The sequence below is a fragment of the Pseudaminobacter soli (ex Li et al. 2025) genome (genome assembly GCF_003012705.1).
Classification (GTDB): domain Bacteria; phylum Pseudomonadota; class Alphaproteobacteria; order Rhizobiales; family Rhizobiaceae; genus Pseudaminobacter; species Pseudaminobacter soli.
Map to the genome: position 1 here is coordinate 242,944 of NZ_PXYL01000001.1, position 15,394 is coordinate 258,337.

Sequence of the window (15,394 nt, forward strand, 5' to 3'; positions counted from 1 at the left end):
GTCGCCAAGCCTATAGATTGCGCCATGACTGCCGAACAGACCGCCTCCGAAGAAGCTCCCCTGCGTCGTGGCTGGACCACGGGTGCCTGCGCCACCGCCGCCACCAAGGCGGCCTGTGCGGCGCTTTTGTCCGGCGATTTCCCCGATCCGGTGGAGATCACGCTGCCCGGCGGCAATGTGGTCGGCTTCGCGCTCGCGGTTTCGGAATTGGGCGAGGGGCAGGCGATGGCCGGCATCGTCAAGGACGCCGGCGACGACCCGGACGTGACCCATGGCGCGCTGGTCAAAAGCACGGTGCGCCGTGGAACGCCGGGGAGCGGCATTGTCTTCCGCGCGGGGCCGGGCGTCGGCACGGTGACGCGGCCGGGCCTGCCGATCCCGCCGGGCGAGCCGGCGATCAACCCCGTGCCGCGCAAGATGATCATCGAGGCGGTGCATCAGGTTGCCGGCGAAAATGCCGATTTCGAGGTCGAGATTTCCGTGGTCGGCGGCGAGGAGATGGCGCAGCGAACGCTCAATCCGCGCCTCGGCATTCTTGGCGGCATCTCGATCCTGGGCACCACGGGCGTGGTCATTCCCTATTCCTGCTCGGCCTGGATCCACTCCATCCATCGCGGCGTCGATGTCGCGCGCGCCATGGGTTTCGACCATGTTGCCGGCTCGACCGGTAACGCCTCCGAAATGGCGGTGCAGAAATTCCACGACATGCACGAAGTCCAGCTCATCGATATGGGCGACTTCGTCGGCGGCATGCTGAAATACATCCGCGCTCATCCGGTCCCGCGCGTCACCATTGCCGGCGGCGTCGCCAAGATGACCAAGCTGGCGCAGGGCATGCTCGACGTGCATTCCAGCCGGGGCAGGGCCGATCTCGAAGGGCTGGCCGTGGTCGCCGCCGAGGCCGGTGCGAGCGAAGACCTTGCCGCGCGCATCCGGGGCGCCAACACCGTGGCCGAGGCCTTTGCGCTGGCCGTGGCCGAGGGCGTGCCGATCGGCGACACGATTGCCGCCGGCGCCTGGCGCACCGCCGCGCCCGCGCTCAAGGGCACGGACATCGAGCTCGAAATCCTGGTCTTCAACCGCGAAGGCGAGTTGAGAGGGCATGCGCCCTTCGCACCGGCTCATAGCGTGTCGCGCCCCCTGAACCGGCGCTGATAGTCCGGATCGTAGAGCGAGCTTTCGCGAAAATCCTGCGCGGCCAGCGACGGCCCGACGAAGATCAGCGCCGTGCGCTCGATCGGGTCTTCGGCCAGCTTCGCCGCAATGTTGCCGAGCGTGCCGTGCAGCACGCGCTCGTCGGGCCATGAGGCGTGGAAGACGATGGCAACCGGGCAATCCGCGCCGTAGAGCGGCGTCAGTTCCTCCACCACGCGGTCGATGGCGTGGATGGCGAGATGGATGGCAAGCGTGGCGCCGGTCGCGCCGAAGGCGGCCAGATTTTCCTTCTCCGGCATGGGCGAGGCCCGGCCGGAAACACGTGTCAGCACCAGCGATTGCGCCACCGCCGGAATGGTCAGCTCGCGGCCCAGCGCCGAGGCGGCAGCCGCGAAGGAGGGCACGCCGGGCGTCATCGTATAGGGAATGCCGTGGCGCTCGAGGCGGCGGATCTGCTCGGCCACAGCACTCCAGACCGAAAGGTCGCCCGAATGCAGGCGCGCGACGTCCTTGCCCTTGTCATGTGCTGCCAGATATTCGGCCTCGATCTCGTCGAGCGACATGGGCGCGGTGTCGACCAGTTTTGTCCCTGGCGCGCAGTAGTCTAGCAACTCGGGCGCGACGATCGAGCCCGCATAGAGGCAGACCGGGCAGCTTGCGAGCAGGTCGCGGCCGCGAACGGTGATGAGGTCTGCGGCACCCGGGCCGGCGCCGATGAAATGAACCGTCACGCTTTGTCTCCGCTGATGGCTATGGCGCAGGTGACCGATTGGAGCGCGACACGTGGGCCGAGCAGCCGCGAATCCGGGCCCGCCGCCGCAAGTGCGGCCGCTTCCGAAAGCGAGGGGGCGCCTGTCTTTTCCAGCGACAGCGCCGAGTGGCTTTTTGTCCGCCTGCCGGCCTCGGCCAGTTCGGCATCGCCGATGATGATGACCGCGCGGCGCAGCTGCCGCCCGGCCTGAAAAATCGCCTCTTCGTGCTGCTTCAGCTTGCCGGTCGACAGCGCATCGAGCCGTGCTAGGTCGAGGTCGTGTGCCCCAAGCGCCGCGTTGATCGCGCCCAGTACCTGCTCCTTGCTGACGCCTTTGCGGCTGCCGATGCCCGCCACGATCACGGCTTCACCCACGACCATTGCGTCACCGGCATGGCCGGGCGCCAGCCCTGCATGGTGCCGACCGGAACCGCGCGCGAGACGGAAAGACGGATCAATTCGCCGCCAAGCCGCGCCTGGAGCGATAGCAACAGCGTTTCCATTTCGAGCGTCACGGCGTTGGCCACCAGTCGTCCGCCGGAGGGCAGGGCGGCAATCGCTGCGTCCATTACGCCGGGCTCCGAGCCCCCACCGCCGACGAAGATGGCATCCGGCGTCGGCAGGCCGGAGAGCGCTTCGGGCGCGCGGCCTTCGACCACCGTCAGGCCGGGCACGCCGCAAGCGCTGGCGTTGCGGCCAATGCGGGCGGCGCGTTCGGAATTGGCCTCGATGGCGATGGCGCGCATGGAAGGATCGCGCAGCATCCATTCGATGGAGATCGAGCCTGAGCCGCCGCCGATATCCCACAACAGCTCGCCGCGGCGCGGCGCAAGGGACGACAGCGTGACAGCGCGGATCTCGCGCTTGGTCAGCTGTCCGTCATTCTCGAACAACTCGTCGGGAATGCCCGTGGCCAGTGGCAGGATGCGCGCTTCGGAATTCGATTCAACCTCGACCGCCAGAACGTTGAGCGGATTGAGGTTTTCGAGAGCGAAGGCGTCGGCGGTCGTCGTCGTCAGGCGCTCCGAGGTGCCGCCCAGCGCTTCCAGTACCGTCAGCCGCGAGGGGCCGAAGCCGAGTTCGCGCAGCAGCTTCGCCACCGCGGCCGGGCCGTCGGCGTCCGAGGTCAGCGCCAATACACGCGCCTTCGGGTGCAGCAGCGGGCGGATGAGGTCGATGGGCTTGCCATGCAGCGACACCGTCTCGGTGTCCGGCAGCGCCCAACCCAGGCGCGAGGCGGCGAGGCTGAAGGCGGAAGGGGCGGGCAGCACGCGCATTTCAGCCACCGGCACGTGCCGGGCCAGCGTGGTGCCGACGCCATGACAAAACGGATCGCCCGAGGCGAGCACGCAGACGGAGCGCCCGGACAGCGCCAGCACCGCGCGCATGCCGGCGTCGAACGGCGTCGGCCATGGCTCGGCCGTACCCGTCACCAGCCCGTCCACCAGCGCCAGATGCCGCTTGCCGCCGAATACGACCTCGGCGGTCGCAATGCAGCGCTTGGCCTCGTCGCCAAGACCCTCTACACCATCCTCGCCGATGCCGACGATGGTGAGCCAGCGGGCAACGGCGGAGTTTTCTCGTTCAGCAGGCATGATGACACACCGCGTTCTGATACTTGGCGGCACCACGGAAGCCCGGCAGCTTGCCGGCCGGCTGGCCGCTCGAGCCGATCTTTCGCTCACCCTTTCGCTCGCCGGTCGCACGGTCGATCCCGTGGCGCAGCCCGTGCCGGTGCGCAGCGGCGGTTTCGGCGGCGCCGAGGGACTGGCGCGATATCTGCGCGACGAGCGCGTCGAACTGCTGATCGACGCCACGCATCCTTACGCGGCCAATATTTCGCGCAACGCCGCCGAGGCTGCCACGGTTGCCGGCGTGCCGATCCTGGCGCTGCGCCGGCCGGGCTGGGAGGCTGTCGAGGGCGACCGCTGGACGCTGGTCGAGAACGCCGAGGAAGCGGTCGCCGCGCTGGGCGAAAAACCGCGCCGCGTGTTCCTGGCGCTCGGCCGGCAGGAGATCGCCGCCTTCGAGGGCGCGCCGCAGCACGCCTATGTCATCCGCAGCGTCGATCCCGTCGAGCCGCCGCTCGCCGTGCCGAATGCCACCTACATCCTCGCGCGCGGCCCTTTTGCGGAAGCCGACGAGCGCGACCTTCTGGCCAGCCATCGCATCGACGCCATCGTTGCCAAGAACAGCGGCGGGACGGCCACCTATGGCAAGATCGCGGCCGCACGCGAACTCGGCATCGAGGTCATCCTGTTCGGCAGGCCGGACCTGCCGCAGGTGCCTCATGCGCAAAGCGTCGCTGAGCTGGCCGGCATGGTCGATCATTGGCTAGCACCTGCCGAAAAGCGCGGCGTGTAGACCAGCGGGCGTTTTGCGCCACGCTCGATGATGCGGGTTTCTGGCGAGCCGATCATCACGCAGGTCGCCATGTCGGCCTGCTCGGCGCGGGCTTCCGCCAGCGGCGTGATCTCGATGCGCTCGTCGGGCCGGCCGGCGGCTCGGCCGAAGATCACCGGCGTCGTGCCCGGCAGAATGGAACGCAGCTTGTCCAGCGCTTCACCGAGTTGCCAGGGCCGCGCCTTGCTGATCGGGTTGTAGAGCGCGATGACAAAACCCGCGCCCGCCGCCGCTTCCAGCCGCCGCAGGATGAGGTCCCACGGCTTCAGATTGTCCGAAAGCGAGATGGCGCAAAAATCGTGGCCCAGCGGCGCGCCGATGCGGGCCGCGACTGCCAGCATGGCGGTGACGCCGGGAACGATGGTCAGCTCGATGTCACGCCATTCGGCCGGGCCGGCCTCGATCGCTTCGCAAACGGCCGCCGCCATGGCGAAGACGCCGGGGTCGCCGCCGGAAACCACCGCGACGCTGGCACCGCTGGCAGCCTGCTCAAGCGCTGCATTGGCGCGCGAAATCTCCTCGCGGTTGTCGGAGGCGATGCGGGTCTGGTCGGGCCGCAGGTTCAGCCGGTCGACATAGGGGGCGTAGCCGTAGAAGAACTGCGCCTCGGCTGCGGCAGCACTGGCCTCCGGCGTGATCTGGCCGGGATTGCCTGGGCCGAGCCCGATGACGAAAAGACGCCCGCTCATGGCCGTCCCTCCCAGCCGGGCACCAGAACGATGGCGAAATAGGGCGCGGTGTCGTCGGCCTTTTCGGCCAGCGGCACGGAGGCGGTGTTGGCCATGGTGCCGCGCTCGACATACATCGCCCGCTCCAGCTTGCCGGTGGCGGCGAGCGCGCGGCGGATTTTCGGCAGGTTGCGCCCCACCTTCATGATGACGGCCGCGTCCGTGTCGGCCAGCCGCCGCGAAAGTTCGAACTCGCTCATCGTGCCGGGCAGTACGCTCAGCACGTCGTCGCCCTGCACGATGGGCAGGCCGGTCTGCGACCAGCAGCCGGACATGGCGGTGACGCCGGGGATCACCTCGGTCGGGTAATGCTGCGACAGCCGCACATGCAGGTGCATGTAGGAGCCATAGAACAGCGGGTCGCCCTCGCTCAGTACCGCGACCGTGCGGCCGGCATCGAGATGCTCGGCCAAGGCGCGTGCGGACTCCTCGTAGAAGCCGGTGATGGCGGCCTTGTAGTCGGCGTGATCCTTGTCGATTTCGGTTGTCACCGGATAGAGCAGCGGCAGCTCGACGATGCCGGGCTTGAGATGCGCCGAGACGATGGCGCGGGCATTGCCGTTGCTGCCGCGCTTGGCGAAATGCGCCAGCACGTCGGCTTCACCGAGTGCACGAACGGCTTTCAGGGTCAGAAGCTCAGGGTCGCCGGGGCCGGTGCCGACGCCGATGAGGCGGCCTTTGGGTTCAGCGCTCACAGTCCGGGCCTCGCCAGCGCGTTGAGTGCGGCGGCCGTCATGGCGCTGCCGCCGAGGCGTCCGCGCACGATGGCATAGGGCACGCCATAGGAATTTTCCGCCAGCGCATCTTTGGATTCGGCGGCACCCACAAAACCCACCGGCATGCCGATGATGGCCGCCGGCTTCGGCGCGCCGTCGCGCAGCAGTTCGAGCAGGTAGAAGAGGGCGGTCGGCGCATTGCCGATGGCCACCACCGAGCCCGCCATGCGGTCCAGCCACAGCTTGATCGCGGCGGCGGAGCGGGTGTTGCCGATCTCCTGCGCCAATGCCGGCGTGCGCTCGTCGCGCAGCGTGCAGATCACTTCGTTGTCAGCGGGCAGGCGGGCGCGGGTGACGCCGCGCGACACCATCTCGGCGTCGCAGAAGATCGGCGCGCCGGCCTTCAGCGCGGCACTTGCGGCCTCCACGAAGCCCGGCCCGAACTCGAATTTTTCGGCCGCCTCGACCAGGCCGCAGGCATGGATCATGCGCACGGCCACATCGGCTTCAGCCTCGGAAAAGCGCGACAGGTTGGCCTCGGCGCGAATGATGGCGAAGGAGCGCTCGTAGATCGCCGTGCCGTCGTGAATATAGTCGTATCCGGACATCTCTATCCTTGCTGAAAAGCCATAGCCAACCGGCTTTCGCCGAGCCGTGCGATGCACTGTGCCGTGGTCTCGCCGGGACGGCGCTCGTTTGTCAAAAGCGCCGCGACCCGGCCGAAACCGCGAGCGAGTTCATAGCCCGGCGTGTACGCGGCCGGAAGTCCCTTCGCCGTCCCGTCAACGACAAGTCCGGCTCCTTTTTCGTCGCCCACCAAAGTGAGCGCCGAGCGGGCCGGATGCGCGCAGCCCTTGGCGCAGCCGGAAATGTGCAGCGTGACCGACGGATCGAGTGCTGCGCCGCTGTCGCGGGCGATTTCTTCGGCCACCTCGCGTGCGGCGATGCGGCCCGAAGCGCAGGCCGGCGCGCCGGGGCAGGCGGCGATCATGCGGCGCGGGTCGAGGGGATCGGTGATGAAGCCGAGCAAGGCTGCTTTGCGCTGCAGCTCGGCGCATGCGGATTGCGACAGGCCGAGAACCAGGATCGCGCGCTGCTGCGCGAAGCGGATTTCCCCGGCGCCCGATGTTTCTGCTGCGCGGCAGAGGGTGATTATGCGCTCAGCCTGTATGTGCCCGAAGGGCAGGCCGAGACCTAGGATCGATGTTTCGCTGCCCAGCGGCAGGATTCCGATGGGCGAGGGCGGGTTTAGCGCCGGAAGTTCGTACTCTGAATCACCCGGCTGCAGGCGGCCGGCGACCAGTTTGCGCATCTCCTGAACCGTAAGATCCCGTGCCCGTGCCTCGCGGCCGCGCTCGGCAATCGAGTCCAAAATCGCCAGTGTCGCATCGCAAGCGTCGGTCTCGGAAACCGCGCCGATGGACGTTGCTGTGCGCGCATCGCCAGCAACCGCCAACAGCCACTGGCCGGGTGCGAGCGCCGTCAGCCGCACGTCGGCCTGCACGGTGCTCATATTGAGCCGGCCGCCGCCATCGACCACGACGGACACTTTTGGCCCGAGCCGTGCGCCGACACCTGCCGCGTCGATGGCCTCGCGGATGCGGGCAGCGAGCGGTGAGGGATCGGCGATTTCTTCTGGGTCAAGACCCGCGAGCGGCCCCGTCTCCACCGGCACGCCGGTACGCACGGCAATGCCCAGCGCATCGACCTCGGTTGCCAGCAATGTCGCGCTCTCCGCCGTCAGCCCGCGAATCTGCAGGCTGCCGCGCGCCGTGACCTCGATCACCCCGTTGCCGTGCCGCAGCGCGGATTCGCAGAGTCCGATCAATGCCTTGGCCGAAACTCCTCCAGCTACGGGGTTGAGCCGCACGAGAAGGCCGTCGCCCGTCTGCATGGGGGCTGAGAGGGCCGGGCAGGCGCCCCTGCGCGAAAAGCCGCTCATGCCGCCGCCCCCAGCGCTTCGGCCTCGGCGATCAGGCTTGCCAGATCGTCGTCGATCGAGTTGCGCAGCGGGTGCCACAGCCCGCGCCGCCGCGCCGAGGCGAAACGCTCTGCAATCACCTTGGCCGCCGCCGGGTTCTCGCGCAGCAGGAAGGCGCGCACCGCTTCGTCGCCGAGATAGGCGTCGTGCACGGCCTCGATCAGCGCGCCGGGGATAGCACGGGTGGTTTCGGCAAAGCCCACCAGCCGGTCCACCGTCTCGGCGAATTCGGAGGCGCCGCGCGGCCCGTGGCGCATCTGGCCTTCGATGAAGCGCGGATTGACCGCGCGAGCACGTACCACGCGCGTAACCGCCTCAGTGACGGAGCGCGGGCGCGGGCGCGCCGGGTCGGTGGTGTCGAGCACGATCACGTCGGCATTGTTGCCGAGCGCCGCGAGTGCTGCCGAAAAGCCGCCGATGAAGGCGACATCGGCCGAGCCTTCGAGAATGTCGCGGCCGGGATCGTCGCCGCTGTGGACCAGCAGGTCCGCTTCGGCGATGCGTGTGGCAAACGCTCCGGGTGCAGAAAAACCCTCGCCGGAGGCGCCGCCATAGGCGTGGGAGGTGGCGTCGAGATAGGCGCGACCGAGCTCGGCGCGGTCCTGCCATTCGCCGCGCGCCACCATGTCCTCCAGCCCCGCTCCATAGGTGCCGGGCGATGAGCCGAAGATGCGCGGCGGTGTGCGGCCGCTCGCGCGCGCCTCGGCGGCCAGCGGGTTTTCGGAAACGTCCTCGTCGCGCGCCGCGACGGCTGCGGCCGCGGCGTCGATGAGCGCGATCTGGGTCGGGAACATGTCGCGGAACAGGCCGGAGATGCGCCAGGTCACGTCCACGCGCGGCCGTCCCACCGTTGCCGGCGGCAGCACCTCGATCCCGGTCACGCGGCCAGTGGCTGCATCCCATTGCGGACGGCAGCCCATCAGGAACAGGCCTTGCGCGATCTCCTCGCCGCCAGTGCGCAGCGAGGCGCTGCCCCATAGGTCGATGACCAGCGAGCGCGGCCAGTCGCCATGGTCCTGCAGATAGCGCGTCAGCACTTCCTGTGCCGCCGCGCGCCCAAGGTCGAAGGCGGTCGGCGTCGGCATGGTGCGCGGATCGGCGGTGAACAGGTTGCGGCCGGTGGGCAGCACGTCGGTTCGGCCGCGCGCCGGCGCACCGGAGGGGCCGGCGGTGATGTGGCGGCCGTCGAGTGCTGCGACCAGCGCCGCGCGCTCGCTTTCCGCGCTTTGGCGGCGCTCCGCGTCGGCCTCACCTTCGGCGGCGCGGCCATAGACATGCAGGCCGTCCTTGACTGCGAAATCCTTGAGGTCGCAGAGCCAGGCGTCGATGCGGCGCAGCGCCTCGTCGGGCGCGTCGGTCCTGGCAACGCCGGCCTCGGCGGCAAGGCCGGTTTGCGAGGCGGTGTCGACGATCAGTTTTGCGAGCCGGTCGCGGCGGCGGCGGTCGAGACCATCGGCCTGCGCATATTCGTCCACCAGCCGTTCCAGCGTCTGCTGGTTCTCGTCCAGCCCGGCATGGGAAAGCGGCGGCGGCAGGTGGCCGAGCGTGACGGCGGCAATGCGCCGCTTGGCTTGCGCTGCCTCGCCCGGATTGCTGACGATGAAGGGATAGACCACCGGCAGGCCGCCGGTGACGATTTCCGGAAAGCAATTTTGGCCGAGCGCCACGGTCTTGCCGGGCAGCCATTCCAGCGTGCCGTGCGCGCCGACGTGCACCAGCGCGTGGCAGCCGAGGCTTTTGCGAAGCCACAGCCCGAAGGCGACCAGCGCATGGCGCGGCGGCAGCGTCGGGTCGTGATAATCGGCGCGGCGGTCGGCCGAGCGCCCGCGATCGGGCGCAAGCGCGACGGTGATGTTGCCGAAGGTGGCTGCGCGGAAGGGGAAATCGCCGCCTTCCTCGGATTCGCTTGCGGCATCACCCCACGCCGCCTCGACGGTCGCCTGCGCTTCCGTCGGCAATTCGGCGGAGAAGCGTGCATAATCCTCGAGGCTGATGCTGTGGTCGCGGCGTGCCAGAAGGTCGAGCAACTCGCGCGGCGATTCGGGAATCTCTTCAACGCGATAGCCCTCGGCCTTCAGGTCGTGCAGCATCGCGAGCACGCTGGAGGGCACGTCGAGGCCGACGGCATAGCCGGTGCGGCCGGGCGCGCTCGGATAATCCGGGATCAGGATCGCCACCTTGCGGGTCGCGCGCGGCTCGCGCTGCAGACGCAGGAAGGCTGCGATGCGGCCAGCCACCTGCTCGACACGGTCGGGCTCGGGACGGTTGGCGAGGCCCTTGAAGGCAAGGGCGCTATCCGCCTCCATCTCGGCCTTGAACGAAATCGCGCCGGCAAGGATGCGCCCGTCGAGCTCGGGCATGACGACATGCATGGCCAGATCGGCCGGCGCCAGTCCGCGCTGGTTTTCGGCCCAGGCGTCGCGGCGCGTCGTGGCGACGATGACCTGGAACACCGGCGCGCCCGCGCGGTCGAACAGCGTTTCCACGCCCGGCTCGGCGCTGCTGGCAAAGGCGGTGGCGGTGATGATGGCCGCGGGTTTCAGGTCCGCCAGCGCGTTCTCCACGAAGGCGAGGGAGATTTTGTCCTTGAGGCTGGAGACGAAGATGGGAACAGGCGCGATGGCCTGCCCGCATAGCGCTTCGACCAGCGCATCGATGGGGGCCACGTCGGCCGCCAGCAGCATCGAGCGGTAGAAGAGGATCGGGACGATGGGGGCATCCTCCTCCCCCCTTGAGGGGGAGGTGCCGCCGAAGGCGGCGGAGGGGGGTACTGCGGCAGTGCTCGACGCATCTTGGCGCGCAGCCGAGGCGACCCCACCCCCGGCCAGCGGCCGGACCCTCCCCTCGAGGGGGAGGGAGACGTCGCGCACCACGCCCTTGCCCGGCTCATAAAACCCGGCCTTCGGCACCGCGACCGGCTCCGCCGCCGCACCTTGTCCGTCGGCAAGTGCTGCCAGCTGGCGCATCAGAGCGCGCATATTGTCCGGCCCGCCCTCGCGGAAATAGGCGAGCAGCAGGTCGAGCTTTTCGCGCGGCAAGGTCGAGCATTCGATCAGCCGCTGGTCCTCGTCGTGGCTTTCGCCCGGCAGCAGCGCGAGATGGATTTTCTTCTCGCGGCAGATGGCGGCCAGCCGGTCGCAGCCATAGCGCCACCAGTCGTAGCCGCCGAGGATGCGCACGAGAATGATCTTGGCATGCGCGGCCACGCTGTCGACCCAAAGATCCACCGACATCGGGTGGCGCAGGTCGCGCAGGGCCGCCAGCCGCATGGAGGGCAGGGTGTCCGCCTCCTGCCGCCACGCCGCCGCCAGCCCCGCCAGATCGCTGTCGGTGAAGGACAGCGCCACGACATCCGCCGGCGTCTGCCGGAGGTCGACCGGCTCGATCAGATCGTCGAGCGAGGCGGATGTCGTGGTCAGTATGTGCATGGCCGCGCGCCTGGGTCAGTTTGCCAGAATGCGCTCGATGGCCTCGCGGTTCAGGCCCTTCAGCCCGATGACGACGAGACGCGAGCGGCGGTCCTCGGCCGGCGTCCAGGCGCGGTCAAAATAGTGGTTCACGCGTGGGCCGACGGCCTGCACAAGAAGCCGCATCGGCTTGCCGGCGACATCGACGAAACCTTTAACGCGCAGCACGTTCTCCTGCTCGGCGGCGGCGGCAACGCGGTCTGCCAGGTCCTCGGGGCTGGCGATGGCCGGCAGTTCAACGATGAAGCTGTCAAAATCGTCGTGCTCGTGGTCGAGCATGCCGTCGTGCAGCGTCTTGCGGTTTTCGATGTCGTCCTCGACCGCGAGGCCGAGGCCCAGCAGAACGGAAGGATCGACCTTGCCGTGCGAGGTCGGCACCACCTTCACAGCGCGCGCAAGATGCTCGCCGATCGTCGCATGGGCACGGGCGCTGCCGTCCGCGTCGATCAGGTCGCTCTTGGAGAGGATGATGAGGTCGGCGCAGGCAACCTGGTCCTGGAACACTTCTTCGACCGGATCGTCATGGTCGAGCGTTTCGTCTTCCTCGCGCTGCGCCTGCAGGGCGTCCATGTCGGAGGCCACCTGGCCAGCGGCAAGGGCTGCACCGTCCACCACGGCCACGACGCCGTCCACCGTCACGCGGCTTTTCACCGAAGGCCACTGGAAGGCTTGCACCAGCGGCTTGGGAAGCGCCAGGCCCGAGGTTTCGATCAGGATGTGGTCCACCTTCGGCTCACGCGACAGGATTTCGTCCAGCGCCGGCACAAAATCGTCGGCCACGGTGCAGCACAGGCAGCCATTAGCCAGCTCGACGATGTTTTCTTCCGGACAGGCGTCGATGCCGCAGCTCTTCAGGATTTCGCCGTCCACGCCGACATCGCCGAATTCGTTGACGATCAGCGCCAGGCGCTTGCCGTTGGCGTTCTCGAGGATGTTGCGGATCAGCGTGGTCTTGCCGGCGCCGAGAAAGCCGGTGACGACGGTGCAGGGAACGCGGGTCGCGGAGGCGGTCATGAAATGTCCTTTACTATGGCAAGAGGGGGAATGCGCGCGACGAGGCCGCGCTTGAGGCTGTCGGGGCGGCCGCGCCAGGGCAGGATGCCGTCGGCGGCGGTCGCGAAAAGCTTTGCGCCGGCAATCAGGTCCGGCCCGCTTTCGGTCGTCAGGTCGCCGAAGACGTAGCTCCAGCAGCCGTCGCGCAGCAAAGCGGCGCTGAGGCGGCGCTTGCAATTGCCGAGGCATTCGACCTGGCGCACGCGGATGTTTTCGTTGGCGGCGGCGCGCGCGGCATCCTGCGCCAGAAGTTCGCCCGCGCGGGGGCGGGCGTCGGAACCGGTTTCATCCCGGCAGGAAGAACAGACGACAATGGTGACGTCGGAGCCATCCGGATCGCGGATGTCCTCGGCCAGCGCTGTCGGGTCAGCTTCGGTTTTCACTAGAATCATGCTCCTTGCCCGGGAACACCCGCCGGGCGGTCGGATTAAAAATTCGACGGCAGGTCTCCTGGCTCGCGCTTCGTCGCCTCGCGCCGCCTTCCCGGAAAATTCCAGTGGCTGTCGGCCTTCGGCTCTTCGCTTACAGTTGCGGGTACAGCTGCGGAATTGGGATTTGTCCCCGCACCGCATTCCCTCTTGGCCCCTCCCTTTGCGGAGAGGGGACCGTCGCCGCGAATTTAGGCGGGCGCGTGTTGTGCTGTCAACGCGCGGTTACGACCGAGAATGTCGCTGAGCGCCGGCGCAAGATCGCCGGCAGGCACCACTTCGATGCGTTCCAGTTCCAGCCATTGCGCCATCAGGCGAAGCTCGTCGGCCAGCGCCTCGGCGGTGTGGGCAGGGGCGCCGGGTTCGGCATAGGCGGCCTGAACGCGCAGCACGCCGGCGGGGCGGTCGGCCTTGAGGTCGACGCGCGCAGCAATCGTGTCGCCGAGCAGGAAGGGCAGGACGTAGTAGCCATACTGCCGCTTGGCGGCCGGCGTGTAAATCTCGATGCGATAGCGGAAGCCGAACAGGCGCTCGGCGCGGGAGCGTTCCCACACGACCGGATCGAAGGGGGCGAGCAGCGCGCGGGCCTCCACCTTGCGTGGAATGCGCGCGCCCGTGTGCAAATAGGCCTGCTGGCTCCAGCCCTCCACGCGCACCGGCAGAAGCTCGCCCGATTCGACCAGTTCTTCCACGCGTCCCTTCACGTCGGCCGGTGACAGACGAAAATAGTCGCGCAGGTCGCCTACCGTCGCGACGCCGAGCGCGCGTGCCGAGATGCGCAGCAGATCGCGATGCGCGTCGGTAGCCTGCGGCACGGCTGCATTATATATGGCCGGCGGCAACACACGTTCCGGCAGGTCATAGAGGCGCTCGAAGCCGCGGCGCGAGGCGGTGGTGATGCGGCCCGCCCAGAACAGCCATTCGAAGGCGTGCTTCTCGTCGCTCCAGCCCCACCAGCCGCCCGATCCTTTGGCGCCGTCGATGTCGGAGGCCGCTATCGGGCCGCGTGCGACGACCTCGCTGTAGATGTCGTCGATGAGTTGCGTGTTCTTCCGCGCCCATTTGGCGAGGCCGGTGTACATTTCCTCATGGCGAGAGGCGCGTTCCATGCGCCAGCGCATCAGAGGATAGGTCTCGACCGGCAGGAGCGAGGCCTCGTGCGCCCAATATTCGAACAGCGAGCGCTTTTTCGAGTTGGCCGCCTTGTCGAGCAGGTCGCGCGGGTAGGGGCCGAGCCGCGAGAACAGCGGCATGTAGTGGGCGCGCACCACCACGCTGACGGAATCAATCTGCAGCAGGCCGATGCGCGACAGCATCTTGTTCATCTGCCGCCAGCCTACAGGCCCGGCAGGGCGCGGATCGCCAAAGCCTTGAGCCGCCAGCGCAATGCGCCGCGCCTGCTTGAGCGAGATCTTTTCCTTCATGTCCTGTCGGTCCGGTGCGGCATGCGGCGACTCTTCCGCGATTTTCGGGGAATCGAATGTGCATATGAGCCTATCAGTGTCGCAACGGGAATTGTGTCAGTAGCAAAACTGGAGTAAAAAAGTCTGGAAATTAATTGTGCCTCGAGCGGCGTCAAACGCGCAAAAGCGTTTGGCGCAGTCATCGTTTCGCCAAGGTTTGACTTGCTTCCCCGGACTGCCTGCGCTAACCCTCGCCGCGTTGCAGCATGGATTTTCGGCAGCGCCCGCGACGTATGTGTCGCGGTCTCGTCGTTCGATTCGGTGCTATAATCCAGGTCGATCGGCCGCCAACGGAAAGTCGGAGCATGAGCGGGCTCTTAAGTTCATACCTTCCCATCGTCATATTCATCGGCGTCGCCCTGGTGATCGGCATCGCACTGATCGCCGCGCCATTCCTGATCGCGTATCGCAATCCCGATCCGGAAAAGCTGTCGGCCTACGAGTGTGGCTTCAATTCCTTTGATGACGCGCGCATGAAGTTCGACATCCGGTTCTATCTGGTGTCGATCCTGTTCATCATCTTCGACCTCGAAGTGGCATTCCTCTTCCCGTGGGCGGTCTCTTTCAGTCAGATTGGCCTGTTCGGTTTCTGGTCGATGATGGTGTTCCTCGCCGTGCTCACCATCGGCTTCATCTATGAATGGAAGAAGGGAGCGCTGGAATGGGATTGAACGAAGCACCCTCCACGCTGATCGCCCCGAAGGCCAAGGGCATCATCGATCCGAATACCGGCAAGCCGGTCGGCGCCGACGACGCGTTCTTTGGCGAGATCAACAACGAGCTGTCCGACAAGGGCTTTCTGGTCACTTCGTCCGAGGCGCTGATCACCTGGGCACGCACCGGCTCGCTGATGTGGATGACCTTCGGCCTCGCCTGCTGCGCCGTGGAGATGATGCACATCTCCATGCCGCGCTACGACGCCGAGCGCTTCGGCATCGCGCCGCGCGCCTCTCCGCGTCAGTCCGACGTGATGATCGTCGCTGGTACGCTGACCAACAAGATGGCGCCTGCGCTCCGCAAGGTCTACGACCAGATGCCGGAGCCGCGCTACGTCATCTCCATGGGCTCCTGCGCCAATGGCGGCGGCTACTACCACTATTCCTATTCGGTGGTGCGCGGTTGCGATCGCGTGGTGCCGGTGGACATCTACGTGCCGGGCTGCCCGCCCACGGCTGAAGCCCTGCTTTACGGCATTCTTCTCCTGCAGAAGAAGATCCGTCGCACCGGCACGATCGAGCGGTGATCCCCA

General features: G+C 67.6%; 15 protein-coding genes and 1 riboswitch. Of the genes, 4 read left to right on the plus strand and 11 right to left on the minus strand.

Annotated elements, in window-relative coordinates; translation table 11 throughout:
• Positions 1-24 precede the first annotated feature (24 nt).
• Positions 25-1,155 (plus strand): cobalt-precorrin-5B (C(1))-methyltransferase, encoded by a 1,131-nt coding sequence (locus tag C7I85_RS01135; protein WP_106722569.1) that lies wholly within the window; start codon positions 25-27, stop codon positions 1,153-1,155.
• On the opposite strand, the gene cobM is transcribed toward C7I85_RS01135, so the two are convergent.
• The 3 genes from cobM to cbiE are packed head-to-tail and all read right to left on the minus strand — an operon-like array spanning position 1,122 to position 3,501.
• Positions 1,122-1,886: a precorrin-4 C(11)-methyltransferase gene (cobM, locus tag C7I85_RS01140; RefSeq protein ID WP_106722115.1), complete on the minus strand. Its 765-nt coding sequence runs from the start codon at positions 1,884-1,886 to the stop codon at positions 1,122-1,124. The genes C7I85_RS01135 and cobM overlap by 34 nt on opposite strands.
• On the minus strand, positions 1,883-2,287 hold the full coding sequence (locus C7I85_RS01145) for a cobalamin biosynthesis protein (protein ID WP_181257044.1): 405 nt from the start codon (positions 2,285-2,287) through the stop codon (positions 1,883-1,885). Before C7I85_RS01145 ends, cobM begins: the two co-directional genes overlap by 4 nt.
• On the minus strand, positions 2,266-3,501 hold the full coding sequence (gene cbiE, locus C7I85_RS01150) for a precorrin-6y C5,15-methyltransferase (decarboxylating) subunit CbiE (protein ID WP_106722116.1): 1,236 nt from the start codon (positions 3,499-3,501) through the stop codon (positions 2,266-2,268). Before cbiE ends, C7I85_RS01145 begins: the two co-directional genes overlap by 22 nt.
• Position 3,502: 1 nt before the next feature.
• Between cbiE and C7I85_RS01155 the strand changes: the two genes are divergently transcribed.
• Positions 3,503-4,270, plus strand: coding sequence for a cobalt-precorrin-6A reductase (locus C7I85_RS01155; RefSeq protein WP_181257045.1), 768 nt, complete (start codon positions 3,503-3,505; stop codon positions 4,268-4,270).
• Here C7I85_RS01155 and C7I85_RS01160 read toward each other — a convergent pair.
• The 8 genes from C7I85_RS01160 to C7I85_RS01195 form a co-directional block, all read right to left on the minus strand.
• Complete coding sequence (locus tag C7I85_RS01160; protein ID WP_106722118.1) at positions 4,234-4,998, minus strand: precorrin-3B C(17)-methyltransferase; 765 nt, start codon at positions 4,996-4,998, stop codon at positions 4,234-4,236. The two genes, C7I85_RS01155 and C7I85_RS01160, sit on opposite strands and share 37 nt — an antisense overlap.
• Complete coding sequence (locus tag C7I85_RS01165; RefSeq protein WP_106722119.1) at positions 4,995-5,732, minus strand: precorrin-2 C(20)-methyltransferase; 738 nt, start codon at positions 5,730-5,732, stop codon at positions 4,995-4,997. Before C7I85_RS01165 ends, C7I85_RS01160 begins: the two co-directional genes overlap by 4 nt.
• Complete coding sequence (locus C7I85_RS01170; protein ID WP_106722120.1) at positions 5,729-6,361, minus strand: precorrin-8X methylmutase; 633 nt, start codon at positions 6,359-6,361, stop codon at positions 5,729-5,731. Before C7I85_RS01170 ends, C7I85_RS01165 begins: the two co-directional genes overlap by 4 nt.
• A gap of 2 nt (positions 6,362-6,363) precedes the next feature.
• Complete coding sequence (cobG, locus tag C7I85_RS01175) at positions 6,364-7,695, minus strand: precorrin-3B synthase (protein WP_106722121.1); 1,332 nt, start codon at positions 7,693-7,695, stop codon at positions 6,364-6,366.
• A complete protein-coding gene (gene cobN, locus C7I85_RS01180) occupies positions 7,692-11,162 on the minus strand; it encodes a cobaltochelatase subunit CobN (protein WP_106722122.1) in 3,471 nt (1,156 codons plus the stop codon). Before cobN ends, cobG begins: the two co-directional genes overlap by 4 nt.
• 15 nt (positions 11,163-11,177) lie before the next feature.
• Positions 11,178-12,215, minus strand: a complete 1,038-nt coding sequence (gene cobW, locus C7I85_RS01185; RefSeq protein ID WP_106722123.1) for a cobalamin biosynthesis protein CobW — start codon at positions 12,213-12,215, stop codon at positions 11,178-11,180.
• Complete coding sequence (locus C7I85_RS01190; RefSeq protein WP_245444778.1) at positions 12,212-12,610, minus strand: DUF1636 family protein; 399 nt, start codon at positions 12,608-12,610, stop codon at positions 12,212-12,214. The genes cobW and C7I85_RS01190 overlap by 4 nt, the downstream gene beginning before the upstream one ends.
• Before the next feature lie 67 nt (positions 12,611-12,677).
• Positions 12,678-12,879, minus strand: a riboswitch (cobalamin riboswitch).
• The gene (locus C7I85_RS01195) at positions 12,874-14,106 is read right to left on the minus strand and encodes a winged helix-turn-helix domain-containing protein (protein WP_106722125.1); all 1,233 of its coding nucleotides are present in this window, start codon (positions 14,104-14,106) and stop codon (positions 12,874-12,876) included. (Overlaps the previous riboswitch by 6 nt.)
• Positions 14,107-14,450: 344 nt before the next feature.
• On the opposite strand from C7I85_RS01195, the gene C7I85_RS01200 reads away from it, so the two are divergent.
• The gene (locus tag C7I85_RS01200) at positions 14,451-14,816 is read left to right on the plus strand and encodes an NADH-quinone oxidoreductase subunit A (protein ID WP_106722126.1); all 366 of its coding nucleotides are present in this window, start codon (positions 14,451-14,453) and stop codon (positions 14,814-14,816) included.
• Positions 14,807-15,388: a NuoB/complex I 20 kDa subunit family protein gene (locus C7I85_RS01205; RefSeq protein WP_106722127.1), complete on the plus strand. Its 582-nt coding sequence runs from the start codon at positions 14,807-14,809 to the stop codon at positions 15,386-15,388. Before C7I85_RS01200 ends, C7I85_RS01205 begins: the two co-directional genes overlap by 10 nt.
• The last annotated feature ends 6 nt before the right edge of the window (positions 15,389-15,394 follow it).